Consider the following 13,486-nt stretch of genomic DNA (forward strand, 5'->3'; position numbering starts at 1 on the left):
CCTGCTACAGTTCATGGTAATATGGACAGATGTTCTCATAGTGTCCATCCTTCATACGAAATCCTCCGGGAAAAATGGCAGGTGCAAATGTTACTTATACATATCATCAACTGTGATAAGAACAAGATTTGTCTTATCTATATCATTAAACCAGTCTGTAAATCCGCTAAGTGAAAACAGCAAATATTTTGTAATATTGTATTTACCGGAAATGGGTCTTGCTCTTCCGACCAGGGTTTCATATATTCCTTTATCAATCTTTTCATTCTTAAACTTGCATTCACCGATAACTGCAGTCTTGTCTATTGTGGAAATGCCAACAACGTCTATGTCCGTTGCCTGCTGATACCACTTATCTTCCGCATCCTGAAGCTGTTCTACGCCCCACCAGGTTCCGGTCTCAGTTAAGAATGATCCAAATGCTCCCTGGATTCCCTGCTCCAATGTGTAATATCTGCACATTTCTTCAAAAACACTTCCCATGAATTCATGGAGTTTTGGCTTTACAGCCTTTTCATAGTAGAGTTCTCCCTGCCCCATCTCTATTACGCTAATGGCCTTGGGAATAAACTCATACCAGAACTTAAACATATGATCCTTTAGTACATACTGAGTCTTTTTCTTGTTCTTTTCCTCTGTGATGCATTTTTTCTTCTCTACAAGACCCACATCTATCAGCTTTTCAAGGGAATAGAGAACTGTCGGATCCTTTTCCTTTACTTTGGATGCAATGATATTAAGGGCATTTTCTCCTGATGCTACCTGTTCTATAACGTTATTTACAAGAGTTACATCAGCAAATTCCTGGGTAAGAAGATTCTTTGTTTCATCAAAAAGATATCCGTTTGTATTAAAGAATAGACGCTTGATATTATCATCAAGGCTCTTTTTAGGATCAAACAGGGACAGATACTTTGCAACTCCTCCTGTTACGCCGTAGCATATAGCCTTATCTTCCGATGAGTAATCCGGAACAAATAGCGCTGAATCTCTGTAATTAAATGCTTCCAGCTTAATCTGAGCGTCTCTCCTTCCAAAGACAGGACTCTTTTCACTAAGGACCTTTTTCTCCATAAAACTAAGTGCCGATCCGCAAAGTATCAGCATCAGATTCTTATCAAGCCATTTTGTATCAATATACTTCTGAAGGATTGATAAGAGTGCTTCATCCTTCTCAGCCCAATATGGAAGCTCATCTATTACAAGTATGATCTTTTCATCAGATTCACTTAGCTTTTTTGTCAGAATATCAAGTACGCTCTCAATTGATGGAAAGGTCGCATCACTATATTCAGGATTAAGAACGTCCAGGACTTGTTTTGAAAAAAGCTCTAAGTTCCTTTCTGAACCCACCTTTGTTGCTGTGTAGAATATGGCCTTCTTATCTTTTATGAACTCTGTAATAAGGTACGATTTTCCTACTCTTCGTCTGCCATATATAATGGTCATTCCGAAGCCCGCTTTGGAATATACTTCATTTAGCGATTTTAATTCTCTTTCTCGTCCAATGAACATATGGCTCTCCTTAATTCAAATCATTTTTATTCAAATTGTTTTTAATAAAATCTCTTTGAATTAATATAACATGCCGACACTTATATTTCAATCAGGCTTTTATAGTTTTTGCATAAGGATCTTACTAAGTCAACTCTGAAAATTTTCAATTGAGGCTATTCATTTATAGTGCGTCAATCTGAAACATCCCCGGTGCCTCATACATATTTCAGGTTAGAATAATCTATTTTTTCCGTCCTGTCTGCAGGCGATGCCAAAGGAAGTGAATGTCCTCTTCTTATGAACACCAGAACCTCATTAAGCTCGGCTTTAATATAGTGGTGTCCTTTATCTATTATCTCAACATCGTAATCATCATAACTTCTGAATCTGCAAAGCTTCATTTCCTCCGGTAAATATACATATCTTCCAGTTACATTCTGCTTATAGACAGGTGCTATCATGATGCTTTCTCCCACAAAGAGCTGATCCTCTACTTCATAAGCCATATCATCATCGGGATATTCGAAGCATAAAGGAGTAAATAACATTCCGTCGCTGTTAACTGCCTTCATAAACTCTGAATAAAGATAAGGTATGAGCGAATATCTGAGTCTGACAATGTTTTTAAAGCTCTCTATATCCGAAAACCTATAGAATTCCTGCCTCCTCGTACCTTCTGCTGAATGGTTTCTGAAAAGAGGCGTGAAAATACCAAATTCTAACCATCTCATCATAAGATCTTCTGTGACATCTGCGCCAAAGCCGCCTACATCTGCTCCGCTGTATAAAAATCCGCACATGTTAAGTGCCGGCATCTGTTGTATATTAAGCAATAGGTGACTCCACCAGGATTTATTATCACCACACCACACACCGCCATATCGATGCATTCCTATATATGAAGATCTAGAAAACATCAACATTCGTTTATTTGGAGACAATCTTTCAAAAGCCTCTCCGGCAGCTCTTGTCATATTGTACCCGAAAAGATTATGAACTTTATCATGTCGATATTTTTTTCCTTTATAGTTGTGGTAAAACCTTCTGTAATCCTCTTCATTATTTTCAAGTCCACCGACAATATCCTGCATCTTGAAGAATGATCTTATATCCAGATTTTGGCCTTCATAATCCTTTAACTGCTCGAATACTTCCTTTAAATGGTCTTCTGTATAAAAGATAGCAGGCTCATTCATATCATTCCAAAAACCGTCTATTCCATAATCCAAAAGAACCTTATACTTGTCGCCAAACCAGCGTCTCGCATCCTCATTTAAGAAATCCGGAAAATGTACCTTCCCCGGCCATACTGCTGCAACAAGGTTTTCTCCATTTTCTTTTTTGCAGAAATAGTCATTTTTAATTCCTTCCTCATATACATCATAACCGTCTTCAATCTTTACCCCGGCATCGATGATAGGTACAAGGTGGATACCTTTGTCTGACATCTCTTTTACAAAGTCCTTAAAATTCGGAAATCTCTCCTCATCTATGGTAAAGTCCTTATATCTTTCCATGTAATCGATATCAAGATAGACACTGTCGATAGGAATATTTTGCTTATCATAATTATCTACGACATTCCTGACTTCCTGCTCATTCATATAACTCCACCTGCTTTGGCCAAATCCAAATGCCCATCTTGGTGGAACATAACTTTTACCTATTATTTTGCGGAACTGTTTTACAATATCCTTGATACTTTCTCCATCTATGACATAAATATATGCATCATAATCTTCAAATAATATGGAAAAGGTGTCCTTGTCGGTATACCCAATATCAAAAGATACCTGTCCAGGTGTATCCACATACATTCCAAAGCCCATTTCTTTTCCCCAATAGACAAAGAAATTCTGCGCTGCATACAAGGATCTCTTATCCTCTGTGTGATTGGGATCATCAGAACAGTTGCTTGTGTAGATATATCCTCTTTTATTTATTCCCCTTACTGTCTCTCCAAGTCCATATATCCTGTCCTTTTTTGACATACTAAGTGTCAGTTCTCTCTTGTCGCTTAGTGTTTCAAAGTAAGGAATTTTACTATTTTCAATATCTATATTGGTTACTACAGAATCTGTCTCGATCGGATTTCCTATCCTGTATTTTTTTATCATTATCCTTTTACTCCTCCTACGGTAATCCCCTGCTTCATCTGGGTCTGGGCAATAATGTATATGATTATTATTGGTATCATTGAGATAAGACTTCCTGCCATCAACACATTATATTCAGTGTCATACTGGCCGTTAAGTGTATTTAATGCAAGAGTCAGCGTCATCTTATTTTTATCTGATAGCATTACAAGTGGCCATAAGTAGTCATTCCATGCTTCCATGAAAGTTGTTATAGCTAATGTGGCTACTGTTGGAATCATCATAGGCATTATCACATCCTTATATATTTTGAACATTCCTGCTCCATCGATTCTTGCTGCCTCGAGATAATCATCCGGAAGTGCTCTCATATTTTGTACCAGCAAAAATACTGCAAATGCCTTAAAAATAGCAGGTGAAATAACGCTTGTATATGTATTTATCAAAGAAAATTTATTCATTATGATAAACATTGGAATAAGTGTGATCTGAACCGGTATCATCATGGATGTCAGATACATTGCAAAAACCACATTTGCACCTTTAAATCTTATTTTGGAGATGGCAAAAGCCGCCATGGATGCTGACAAAACTGTGATCACAACATAAGCGATAGTTATGAATGCGCTGTTGGCTATTGCCCTTGCAAAGGGAAAGAGCGTAAACACCTTTTTATAAGAATTAAGTGTCGGCTTTTTCGGAATCCACTGTATAGGAAGCGCCATCAATGCACCTTTTGATTTTAGTGATGTCGATATCATCCAATACAAAGGAATAGTTACTATTACCACAAGTAATGCTGATCCTATGTAGAATAAAACATTATATATTAGTTTTTGAGTATTATGATTCATAATGCACCCACACTTTCTGTACCTTCAACTGAATGAGAGTCAAAATGAGTATTATGAGGAACAGTAACCATGAATATGCTGCCGCATATCCCATCTTGAAATAGCTGAAAGCATACGTATAGATTCTTTCAACCATGACCTGCGTCGCTCCATTAGGTCCACCTTCGGTCATAATAAGAACCTGCGGGAATAGCTGAAATGCATTTATAAGGGACATTATCAGACAATAAAATAAAGTAGGCGATAAAAGGGGCATGGTGACACTGATAAGCGTCCTGAATTTACCGGCACCGTCCACCTTTGCCGCTTCGTAATATGTAGGATCGATTCCTCTTAATCCGCCAAAAATATACAGGCCGTAATATCCCATATCCTTCCACACTGATGCCAAAACGATTCCCGGCATAGCCCAGAACCTGTTTGTAAGCCAGTCCGGACCCTTCATTCCAAATATACCAATGATGGAATTAATTACTCCATATTGTGAACTTAACACCCATTTCCAGATAAGGCTTGCAGCAACCCAGGATGTTAAAACCGGTATATAGAACAACACCCTCATGACTCCGGTAAATTTTTTTTCTGTATTCAGGATGAGGGCTATTACCATTGAAAACACGAATCCAAGCGGAATATACAATACAATGTAATACAGGACATGCAACAGTGTGTTCCAAAACTCTTTACATCTGCAAAAACACTATTCCAATTATCAGATTCAATCCAATTAACGTTTAACTGTATGCTATCACCTTGTTCAAGCGCCTCGATCAATTGACTTGTAATGTTTTCCCATTTATTAAAATATCCTATTCCATCACGATTCGTCCTTATTTGGTTTTGGATTCTAAACTCTTCAAAAATGTCCCATATCAAGGCTCCAACATCATCTATATCCTCTATATCCATATATTGCTCAATTATTTCAATTGAAGTTCCTTCATAATATGGAGAAAGGCTTACCTCAAATGGCACAAAAATATCATCCGCGGAAAAAGTTTTCTCATCAGAATCACATAACCGCGAAAACCTAAAATAATGCCTCAATTTATCATTTCTATCAGCGTATTCATCAACTTCAATTATTAATAAGGGTATATCCCCTAGCTGAAACGCCCAAAAGCTGAAATAACAAGCTCTGTATTAATCCGATTTAGGCACTATACAGAAATCTGCACAAAAAGCGGATATAAATCCTTAAGACGCTTTAATGGCCTTTGGCTGCTCTATATCGATGCCTGCAAGAAGCCAGTCAAACTCACGCCAGGTAAGGTTCCTGACTTCATCTTTGTTCCTTGGCCAGCGATATCTTCCCTGTTCTGCGGATAGCCTTTTGTAAAACAGGATAAAGCCGTCAGATTCCCACAGAAGCATCTTGAACCTGTCGGATCTTCTTCCACAGAAGAGAAACAGAGCTCTGCTCTTAGGATCCATGTGAAGCTTATCTTCGACTATGGCACAAAGGCCATCTATGGACTTTCTCATATCGGTATAGCCGCAGACAATGTAGATTTCATCTGCAGCTGTTATATCGCCGATCATACGAAGTTCCTTAATGCTGAAAGAGTTCTGGCTACAAGATCAGGATCAGCTCCATTGCAAAGAGAGATGTGCATATCTCCAAGACTAATCTCTATCATATGTGAATTGTCAAGGTGCGTAGCCACCTCTTGTATAGGAACTATTTCCTTGGATGGCTGGATATCAGAAACGATATCCACCTTTACCACGTCCTGTTTGGGAATGGTAAGGTCATGTATATCAAGATCTCTAGACTTCGGAACTTCATAATTCATCCGTCTAAGAGTTTTGATAGCTGATGCAAATGTGTAATAGCTAATACCATTAGAATTACACCATTGTCGATCCGACATGCCGCTTTTGCGGCATTCAAGGACCAGTTTCATCCATTCATCAGGGTTACGACGCATTGAGTATGGCATATAGATTCCTTTCCGATGCACCATGAAATGTAGTGTTTAGTGATTTGGAACTACTCATGATTCACCATAAAACGTAGTGATATAGTCATACTCATTATGAAGTTATTGTGCGGTTTGCGAAATCCGCCGAATTATTTCGCGCTTACGATGAACCTATCACTTTTTTCTGATTTCAGAATACAAAATAAGATGGACAGTATATGCCCATCTTTCAAAAATCGTTACATTTTATTGGGATCGGTAAAAACGAATAATCATGTATGCTAAGATTGATCTTACTTATAACCAGTTTCTTCAACCTCGCTTCCGCAGGAAGGACAATGCTTTACATCACTTGAGCCAATAGTCCAGTACTCAAATATTTTTCCGCAATGAGGGCATTTATAAAAATATGTTCCACATGGTCCATACAATCCGTAAGAGACATTTCGATATGGCTTAAATGCACCTTCACCACGCTTTGTTCCACAATACTTACAATACTTATCTTATATTGACTTATGCCTTCATAAATGTATAGTCAGAAAAAGGGAGTAACCAATCTGATTGCTCCCTCATAAATCTAAACCCTCACGAACTTTGATTACCCATTAAATATCGAAAAATTCTATAGCAATTACTTACACTTGGTCTTCACAAATGCTACTATATCATCATTTTTCTCCATAATTGCCTCATCTGACTCCAAATCTTCTATAGTCATCCATTTATATTTGGAATCATTTTCTGCCACCTGAAGCAATTCGGACTCTACCAATGCCTTATAGAGTTTATGATTATAAATCTTATAAACCTGGTCACTTACTGAATATTTGCAATGCTTTGCCACTGTTACATAAGTAGTCTTTACTGGTTCCTTAAGCAGCTCTTCTGCATAAGCATCAACATTTGACTTGTTATCATCAGTACTTCTTACATATGGAAACAGCCAACATTGCCATCTTTCATCATAAATCTGCAAGTATTGGTTCTTACTATTTTTTATAGCGAGAAGGCTAAACTCATGGAACTTTTTAGAATTAATCTCCGTGACTAACTCCATTATTTTCGAAAAATCTCGACTGGATAAATCACCGATCTTTCTATCCATGAACCACTCACTTATGCTAACTATCCTATCTATTCTAGTCCAGGACGGTTTAGAAAGCCCTGCTTCTTTCCAATCTTCTATCTCTATACTATATGGATTATCTTTATCTTTACTTGTAACATACATTGCTAAAATAGCAATAGTATCATCATCTACAACTATAGCAGGTCTTCTCTTTTCAACATCCTTATCCCCATAAGGAAAGTGAATCCACCACACCTCACCAACGTTATACTTTCCCATTTTTCAAAACCTCTTGCTTATATATTTCATCCCACTCATCGTCTAGAATCCAATCATCATCTGGAGGAAGGTTTTCAATTCTAACAGCATTTTTGTGCAATAAATCTCTATTCTCCTTAAGATAATCCTTAAAGTCTTGAACAGATTTAATTTTAGCCATGTCATCCTCCTTTCTGAACGCCTTATAAAGAAAAGGTTCATCTAATTTATTGATATTCTATCACAGAACAAAAACAAGTTGAATATGTAAGTAGTGGACGCATACCTTAATAAAAGCTGCACTCTGCTAAATCCAGTGTATAAACCCTTATGTTTCAAACGATATTCCGACAAAATCTTCCTCATATATGCATTACTAATATGCATATTATGCCTTTAATTATAATCCCATATAATGAAAAAATTACACATTTCCAGCAATGCAAAATAGATGAGCAGTTAAGTATTTTCCTTAATTTTTTAATAACTTACGTAAATAACATACAAAAAAGAATCCCGCATGATACTGCAATCCCGCATATTTACTGATATCTGTTTGGTGCGCAAACAGGGAATAGCGCCCGTGACCCTCACACTGCCAGTGTGATGCGCTCCCATCTGCGCTAATGCCCCATATATCAGACAAATATGGCTGTTCCTCAACCATTTTAACTTAAGCCGCAACTTATAGGAACTGTTTTTGCAGAAATTTGGATGTTCTATCTTTGTGGATTCACTTACAATATCATAAAGAAAAGAATCCGTTTAAGGGGAATGATTATGGGAAAGCGTAGAAAATACAAGAGACTGAAGAAAAAGCTCGAAAAGCGCATGCTTAATATCTCACCACTTGAATGGCTTGGACTTTACAGAAGAGTCAGTGTGGCAGAATATGCCTATGTTTCTGGAAAAGTATCTTTCTTGGAAGCATCCCAATTTCTTGCAGAAAGCGATGCATTCTGTAAAATCATAGCAGCCGTGGCACTTGATGAGGATAATATAAGGGAAATCCCCCGAATCCTTTTAAGGTTAAGCCTCGTTTCAACCATTCTTGCGAAGAGTAATCCGAAAGTAAGGAAAAAACTTAGATAAAAACTGTCTCTAATAAAACCTTTATTTGGTGGGGCTGCTTTGGGTTATAGGTTCTCTATCTCTTTGATCTCAGGGATTGAATAGTCGTGTGAATCTTATATTACGAGCATTTTGCCCATGTTCATTGTGAATCCCCATCTTCACTTCCCCAGATCTCTATTATGAAATCCTTTGCATCCAGCTCCTCTTCCTAACCAAAGATGTTAAGCTGCTTAGCAGTTTCAACCATGGCATTATATTCATTTTTCTCTGCTTCTGTCAGTTCTCTTGCCACAGATTAAATCTCCTGTTCATACAATTTTTGTAGATTGCTGATTTTTAGCTCAACCTCCGCATCTTGCGTAAGGTCAAATACCATACGATAGCAGTCCAGAGCCTGTGCATATTGACCGGCTGCTTCTGCCTCACCGCCTGCTTTATATAAAAGCGCAAGAGTTACGCCATTTGCCTCTGTAGGAATATCATGTCTTTTCAATATCTTCTGAAGTTCATCAGGGCTCTTTTCCTCTACTGCCCGGTTTAGGGCTTTTTCCAGGAACTTTATCTCATCTTCAGCCTGTTCCGTCTTTTCAAATAACTGACTATACATATAGCAGGCTGAAGATAATTCCGGATCATATTTCTCAAGGTAATACCAACCCAGGTTTCTGTAATAAGCCCCCATCTCAGCTCTTGTGCAGCAGAAATTATAGGAATCTCTTGTATATGAATACTCTCCTTCAATATCACCAAGCTGTTTGCAGCATGAGATTATTGAAAGAATTGATTCCATATCCACAGGATTTTCAAAGTGAGCCTTGATCCACTCCTGCATTGCAGCGTCTGTATTACCTTCTGACATTAACTGCCTTGCCTTTTCCTTATGAGCTCCGGCATAATCTGTCTCTGAAATCTCATACTCACTGCCACCGGATACATAATACTCATATAGGAATACTTCAGATATATGATTTAAGCTTACTTTCGCTATTTTCCCCTTGTCAGCCATACTATTTTTCTCCCACCTGCCATCAGCTTATAATCACTGATACTCTATTAACGTATAAAACTCATATCATTCATTGCTTATTATAGCATTTGCGCATTTTTGCCCAAACGGACAAAAAGAGCCGGAACTGAATCCCGACTCTCAAGATTATACAATATTTACAGCTTATCAACACTCTCTTCAACAATGTTATGGACAAGGTATGCTGGTATGTCTGCCATATCCATGGCAAGGTTATCCTGGTCTTCAAGGAGCGCAAGTGCAAACAGGTTTGCCTCGTACTCCGCATCCATGTTGATCCTGCCACCCGGATTTGCAAAATTGTTAAGTGTGTCATCATGCAGGAAGATATGTCCAAGTTCATGCGCACACATAACCCTTCTTGACCTCTCCGGATAATTCCCGTTTATCAGTATGTATGGCACATAGCCTTTGAATTTTATGGCCTGCGCAGTGAAGCCCTTTATGCATTCAGTCCTCTCATGGACACTTATGCCGTATATTTCCGCGATCTCATACGGATCATTTGTCTGATACGTATTCTTCAGATCATTTGCGAAATCAACGATCTCCTGTCTTCTCATCCCCCGATGCCCCCTTTTTCTGATACCTGTGACTCATGACCTTTAAGTGTCCAAGCAGTTCATTTGCAAATTCAAGGATCGTCTCATCATCCATCTGGTCAGGGTCATACCCTCCAAAAGCAGCCAGCGTCGGAGTCTTCAATATGAATTCAATAGCCTCCTGCGGATTGTCAAAATGACTTGGCAGCTTTGCTGCTTCATCCGCGGTATCCTTTGCCTCCTCTGAATCACCCATGAGTTCAGCCGGGGTTACTCCCAGTATCCCGCACAGTTTGTTAAATGTCTCTACCGGGATCTTGGTAATGCTCGAAGCCTCATATCTGTATATGGTGGTATATGAAACACCCAGTTTCTCAGCGATTACCTCTGCAGAGATCCCTAGTTCCTTCCTTCTTTTTTTGAGTTTTTCGCCTATATTCATGTTCAAGTACCTCGTCTGTAAAAACTATATTACATCAATATTTGCATTTATGCAAATTTTCTATTGACACATATTTGCATAAACGCTATATTGATAAGCATAGAATTACTTGCATAAATGCAAATCTGATACATCAGTTTTCTTGCACTGATGCAAATCCGGAGGTGGAAAATGTTGGAAATAAGAGCAAAGAACAATTCAAATATGCCCAAGGTCATGGTATTAGGAATAGGCGGAGGCGGAAACAACGCGGTCTCCCGTATGGTTAGTGATGCTTCCGAATATGTGGAATATATAGCACTTAACACTGATTCCATGACGCTTGAACAATGCCCTGCAAACAAGAGGCTCCAGCTTGGCTCTAAGCTAACGCAAGGTTACGGTGCAGGTGGAGACCCTGTTATCGGGGAATCTGCAGCAAAAGAAAGCGAAGAGGAAATCGCAGAGCTTGTAAAGGATGCAAACATGGTCATACTCACCTGCGGTATGGGCGGTGGCACTGGGACAGGTGCGATACCTGTTGTAGCAAGGATATGTAAACAGCTTGGAATCCTTACTGTGGCCGTGGTAACAATGCCCTTTTCTTTTGAGAGCCAGCCAAGGGTCATGGCAGCAAAAGCAGGTCTTAAGAATCTTGAACAGAATATTGATACCCTCCTTGTCATCCCTAACGACAAGCTGCTAACCATAACCGATAAACCCTTCTACATGGATGAAGCCTTCAAGCTTGCTGACTCTGTACTTAAATACACGATAGAAGGAATAACAAATATCATCTTCAATCACGGTACCATCAATCTTGACTTCAACGACCTTAAGTCAACCCTCAAGGACAAAGGCTATGGACTTTTCGGGATCGGTATTGCAACAGATGATGAGACAATAATAGATGCTGTTGAGAAAGCCATGTGCTCGCAGCTCCTTGAAACAAACATAACCGGAGCATCCAACATTCTTCTGAACACAAGTGGTAAGATCGACATCGTCGCCCTTAATAAAGCTGTTGCCTACATCAGGGAACAGGCAGGTGAAAATGTAAACATCTTCTGGGGAACGGTAGGTAGTGACACGGAATCCTCAGAGGTTGTTGTCACACTTATTGCAACAGGAATGAAACAGACAAAAAATGTTCCTCTCCCTCAGAAGCAGGAAATACCCAAGGCTGACAATCGCGAACTTAAGGCTCCCATTCCGCAAACTAATACCACAAAAGCTGCAGATAATACCCCTGTCCAAAACAAAGATCTAAACGTCAGTGTCCTCCAACCAGCATCCGCTAAAACTGTTCCTCCGGTAAGACCGGCACGTGAGATCACTCCCAGGGTAAAACCCGTACAGCTGGAGATTCCACCGTTTTTAAAGAGCAGGGATTAAAAAACAGCCATCTCTACTTGGCAATATGCCCAGTAGGGTTGGCTGTTTTTTATATACCTACAATTCATTGTATTACCATATTTCAAGCAATATGGTCTGTAAGAAATTTCTCGAAATCCTGATTATAACCTATATAGCTTACTTTGAGCGGAGATCGAAAATCCAGCCCAAAAACTCCAAGGATTGATTTTGCATCAATCGTTACCCTGTTGTATGAAACATCTACATCAAACTCGCATTTAGAAGCAGCATTTACAAATTCAGGAATCTGACAAGGATTCAGCTTAATCATAGGTGAGCTGTTTACAGTAGCAGAACATTCTTCGTTCCATTCAGAAAAAGAATTTATGAAGAGTGATCTATACAAATTCATCATATCTGATCTGGATACCCCTGACCGCAAGGCATATCTGGATATGATACCAGCATTTAATAGGTCGTCTGGCTTAGTGCAGCTTGGTGAATTGGCTACTGAAATGCTGAGTACAATGATGTTTCCTCACTTTGGATTCTCATATAAAATGAGGAGTCTTCTTAGTGAGCTTCTGTATTTCATATCCTCCAATGTTAATTATCACTGTACTGAGGTTGAAATGGGTATGGGAAACGACCAGCTTCTTTTCAGCCGTATAGACCATCTTATGGATGAGAAGAATGGCAGAATTAGCCGTGCAGAACTTGAAAAAGCACTAAACTACAGTGGCGATTATCTCAACAGAATCGTGAACAAATTTACAGGCATGTGCCTTTATGATTATGGTATGACATTTTTCCTAAAAAAGCTGCAGAAGATCTGACAACAACCAAAGCATCCATCACATCTATTGCCCAGAACCTGCAGTTTTCCAACCGGACACATTTCTATTCTCTGTTTGAAAAGCAATTTCATATGACACCTAAAGAATACAGGACAAAAATGACAAAATGAACTACCTCCACCGACTCTGCGTCGGAAGAGGTTTCTGTTATGCCGCAGAGCGGCATGAACCTTTGGAATGCTTAGTGCATCCCAAAGAACAGGGCATGTCCACTATGCCCCTATCCCATTGGGTTACCTTTGGGAATACTTTTCTTAAGATATTGGCAGCTCCGTTTATGTCTGCATTTGTTATTGTCCCATCGTAGTGCCTGTAAAGTCCACGTTTTATCCTTTTTCCGGAAAAAACATAGTCAGCATTACTTCCCTTTTTATACACAGGAATCTCATCCATCGCAAGAAAATCCGCTTTGGATGTATAGCTCTCTTCCGTAAGCGCAAACCTTATCCCGTATTCAGCAAGTTTATATCTTAGCATATCTGCAAATATCAGCATTGGTATCTGCAC

The 13,486-nt window shown here is 39.0% G+C and carries 19 protein-coding genes; 4 read left to right on the forward strand and 15 right to left on the reverse strand.

Translation table 11 applies throughout. The annotated features are described in order from the left end of the window. Nucleotides 1-90: 90 nt before the first annotated feature. The 10 genes from G610_RS0113535 to G610_RS23135 all read right to left on the reverse strand — a co-directional run bounded on the left by G610_RS0113535 (nucleotide 91) and on the right by G610_RS23135 (nucleotide 7,883). A complete protein-coding gene (locus tag G610_RS0113535) occupies nucleotides 91-1,515 on the reverse strand; it encodes an ATP-binding protein (protein WP_026525228.1) in 1,425 nt (474 codons plus the stop codon). A gap of 197 nt (nucleotides 1,516-1,712) precedes the next feature. Then, nucleotides 1,713-3,614 (reverse strand): glycoside hydrolase family 31 protein, encoded by a 1,902-nt coding sequence (locus G610_RS20950; RefSeq protein WP_035797589.1) that lies wholly within the window; start codon nucleotides 3,612-3,614, stop codon nucleotides 1,713-1,715. After that, nucleotides 3,614-4,318, reverse strand: coding sequence for a carbohydrate ABC transporter permease (locus G610_RS0113545; RefSeq protein WP_242829656.1), 705 nt, complete (start codon nucleotides 4,316-4,318; stop codon nucleotides 3,614-3,616). The genes G610_RS20950 and G610_RS0113545 overlap by 1 nt, the downstream gene beginning before the upstream one ends. Nucleotides 4,319-4,436: 118 nt before the next feature. Continuing rightward, nucleotides 4,437-5,057, reverse strand: a complete 621-nt coding sequence (locus G610_RS20955) for a carbohydrate ABC transporter permease (protein WP_051198009.1) — start codon at nucleotides 5,055-5,057, stop codon at nucleotides 4,437-4,439. Continuing rightward, nucleotides 5,051-5,422, reverse strand: a complete 372-nt coding sequence (locus tag G610_RS22320; protein ID WP_155831035.1) for a hypothetical protein — start codon at nucleotides 5,420-5,422, stop codon at nucleotides 5,051-5,053. Before G610_RS22320 ends, G610_RS20955 begins: the two co-directional genes overlap by 7 nt. 222 nt (nucleotides 5,423-5,644) lie before the next feature. Further along, entirely contained in the window at nucleotides 5,645-5,989 is a 345-nt protein-coding gene (tnpB, locus tag G610_RS0113555; protein ID WP_026525230.1) for an IS66 family insertion sequence element accessory protein TnpB, read from the reverse strand. After that, complete coding sequence (tnpA, locus tag G610_RS23125) at nucleotides 5,986-6,390, reverse strand: IS66 family insertion sequence element accessory protein TnpA (RefSeq protein ID WP_155831036.1); 405 nt, start codon at nucleotides 6,388-6,390, stop codon at nucleotides 5,986-5,988. Before tnpA ends, tnpB begins: the two co-directional genes overlap by 4 nt. A 275-nt stretch (nucleotides 6,391-6,665) precedes the next feature. Next, complete coding sequence (locus G610_RS24020; protein WP_155831037.1) at nucleotides 6,666-6,803, reverse strand: zinc ribbon domain-containing protein; 138 nt, start codon at nucleotides 6,801-6,803, stop codon at nucleotides 6,666-6,668. 203 nt (nucleotides 6,804-7,006) lie between these two features. Further along, nucleotides 7,007-7,723 carry a type II toxin-antitoxin system PemK/MazF family toxin gene (locus tag G610_RS0113565; protein ID WP_026525232.1) on the reverse strand — a complete coding sequence of 239 codons (717 nt, stop codon included), beginning with the start codon at nucleotides 7,721-7,723 and terminating at the stop codon, nucleotides 7,007-7,009. Further along, a complete protein-coding gene (locus tag G610_RS23135; RefSeq protein WP_155831038.1) occupies nucleotides 7,710-7,883 on the reverse strand; it encodes a hypothetical protein in 174 nt (57 codons plus the stop codon). The genes G610_RS0113565 and G610_RS23135 overlap by 14 nt, the downstream gene beginning before the upstream one ends. Before the next feature lie 599 nt (nucleotides 7,884-8,482). Here G610_RS23135 and G610_RS0113580 point away from each other — a divergent pair. Then, a complete protein-coding gene (locus G610_RS0113580) occupies nucleotides 8,483-8,794 on the forward strand; it encodes a hypothetical protein (protein WP_035797586.1) in 312 nt (103 codons plus the stop codon). A 277-nt stretch (nucleotides 8,795-9,071) separates the two neighbouring features. Here G610_RS0113580 and G610_RS0113590 read toward each other — a convergent pair whose 3' ends face one another. From G610_RS0113590 to G610_RS22325, 3 genes are all read right to left on the reverse strand, one after another. Continuing rightward, entirely contained in the window at nucleotides 9,072-9,782 is a 711-nt protein-coding gene (locus G610_RS0113590; protein ID WP_026525234.1) for a tetratricopeptide repeat protein, read from the reverse strand. A gap of 158 nt (nucleotides 9,783-9,940) precedes the next feature. Further along, nucleotides 9,941-10,366 (reverse strand): ImmA/IrrE family metallo-endopeptidase, encoded by a 426-nt coding sequence (locus G610_RS0113595; RefSeq protein ID WP_026525235.1) that lies wholly within the window; start codon nucleotides 10,364-10,366, stop codon nucleotides 9,941-9,943. After that, entirely contained in the window at nucleotides 10,344-10,787 is a 444-nt protein-coding gene (locus G610_RS22325) for a helix-turn-helix domain-containing protein (protein ID WP_026525236.1), read from the reverse strand. Before G610_RS22325 ends, G610_RS0113595 begins: the two co-directional genes overlap by 23 nt. Nucleotides 10,788-10,958: 171 nt before the next feature. Here G610_RS22325 and ftsZ point away from each other — a divergent pair, with 171 nt between their 5' ends. Then, complete coding sequence (ftsZ, locus tag G610_RS0113605; RefSeq protein ID WP_026525237.1) at nucleotides 10,959-12,161, forward strand: cell division protein FtsZ; 1,203 nt, start codon at nucleotides 10,959-10,961, stop codon at nucleotides 12,159-12,161. Nucleotides 12,162-12,243: 82 nt separating this feature from the next. Here ftsZ and G610_RS0113610 read toward each other — a convergent pair whose 3' ends face one another. Beyond that, nucleotides 12,244-12,453 carry an HPr family phosphocarrier protein gene (locus G610_RS0113610; RefSeq protein ID WP_026525238.1) on the reverse strand — a complete coding sequence of 70 codons (210 nt, stop codon included), beginning with the start codon at nucleotides 12,451-12,453 and terminating at the stop codon, nucleotides 12,244-12,246. 55 nt (nucleotides 12,454-12,508) lie between these two features. Between G610_RS0113610 and G610_RS20965 the strand changes: the two genes are divergently transcribed. Both G610_RS20965 and G610_RS24025 read left to right on the forward strand, forming a co-directional pair. Beyond that, nucleotides 12,509-12,958: a hypothetical protein gene (locus G610_RS20965; RefSeq protein WP_051198011.1), complete on the forward strand. Its 450-nt coding sequence runs from the start codon at nucleotides 12,509-12,511 to the stop codon at nucleotides 12,956-12,958. Further along, on the forward strand, nucleotides 12,955-13,089 hold the full coding sequence (locus G610_RS24025; protein ID WP_442855670.1) for an AraC family transcriptional regulator: 135 nt from the start codon (nucleotides 12,955-12,957) through the stop codon (nucleotides 13,087-13,089). Before G610_RS20965 ends, G610_RS24025 begins: the two co-directional genes overlap by 4 nt. 37 nt (nucleotides 13,090-13,126) lie before the next feature. Here the strand turns inward: G610_RS24025 and G610_RS20970 are convergent. Further along, nucleotides 13,127-13,486, reverse strand: a 360-nt coding sequence (locus G610_RS20970; protein WP_242829657.1) for a transposase, incomplete at its 5' end; no start/stop codon positions are given.

This window comes from Butyrivibrio sp. MB2005 (assembly GCF_000424285.1).
In the GTDB taxonomy this organism is placed as follows: domain Bacteria; phylum Bacillota; class Clostridia; order Lachnospirales; family Lachnospiraceae; genus Butyrivibrio.

What these genes read in the sequence shown, in the direction of transcription:
- G610_RS0113535 (WP_026525228.1), bottom strand. Translation starts at nt 1,515, where the DNA reads ATGTTCATTGGACGAGAAAGAGAATTAAAATCGCTAAATGAAGTATAT.
- G610_RS20950 (WP_035797589.1), bottom strand. Translation starts at nt 3,614, where the DNA reads ATGATAAAAAAATACAGGATAGGAAATCCGATCGAGACAGATTCTGTA.
- G610_RS0113545 (WP_242829656.1), bottom strand. Translation starts at nt 4,318, where the DNA reads ATGGCGCTTCCTATACAGTGGATTCCGAAAAAGCCGACACTTAATTCT.
- G610_RS20955 (WP_051198009.1), bottom strand. Translation starts at nt 5,057, where the DNA reads ATGGTAATAGCCCTCATCCTGAATACAGAAAAAAAATTTACCGGAGTC.
- tnpB (WP_026525230.1), bottom strand. Translation starts at nt 5,989, where the DNA reads ATGATCGGCGATATAACAGCTGCAGATGAAATCTACATTGTCTGCGGC.
- tnpA (WP_155831036.1), bottom strand. Translation starts at nt 6,390, where the DNA reads ATGCCATACTCAATGCGTCGTAACCCTGATGAATGGATGAAACTGGTC.
- G610_RS0113565 (WP_026525232.1), bottom strand. Translation starts at nt 7,723, where the DNA reads ATGGGAAAGTATAACGTTGGTGAGGTGTGGTGGATTCACTTTCCTTAT.
- G610_RS23135 (WP_155831038.1), bottom strand. Translation starts at nt 7,883, where the DNA reads ATGGCTAAAATTAAATCTGTTCAAGACTTTAAGGATTATCTTAAGGAG.
- G610_RS0113580 (WP_035797586.1), top strand. Translation starts at nt 8,483, where the DNA reads ATGGGAAAGCGTAGAAAATACAAGAGACTGAAGAAAAAGCTCGAAAAG.
- G610_RS0113590 (WP_026525234.1), bottom strand. Translation starts at nt 9,782, where the DNA reads ATGGCTGACAAGGGGAAAATAGCGAAAGTAAGCTTAAATCATATATCT.
- G610_RS0113595 (WP_026525235.1), bottom strand. Translation starts at nt 10,366, where the DNA reads ATGAGAAGACAGGAGATCGTTGATTTCGCAAATGATCTGAAGAATACG.
- G610_RS22325 (WP_026525236.1), bottom strand. Translation starts at nt 10,787, where the DNA reads ATGAATATAGGCGAAAAACTCAAAAAAAGAAGGAAGGAACTAGGGATC.
- ftsZ (WP_026525237.1), top strand. Translation starts at nt 10,959, where the DNA reads ATGTTGGAAATAAGAGCAAAGAACAATTCAAATATGCCCAAGGTCATG.
- G610_RS0113610 (WP_026525238.1), bottom strand. Translation starts at nt 12,453, where the DNA reads ATGATTAAGCTGAATCCTTGTCAGATTCCTGAATTTGTAAATGCTGCT.
- G610_RS20965 (WP_051198011.1), top strand. Translation starts at nt 12,509, where the DNA reads ATGAAGAGTGATCTATACAAATTCATCATATCTGATCTGGATACCCCT.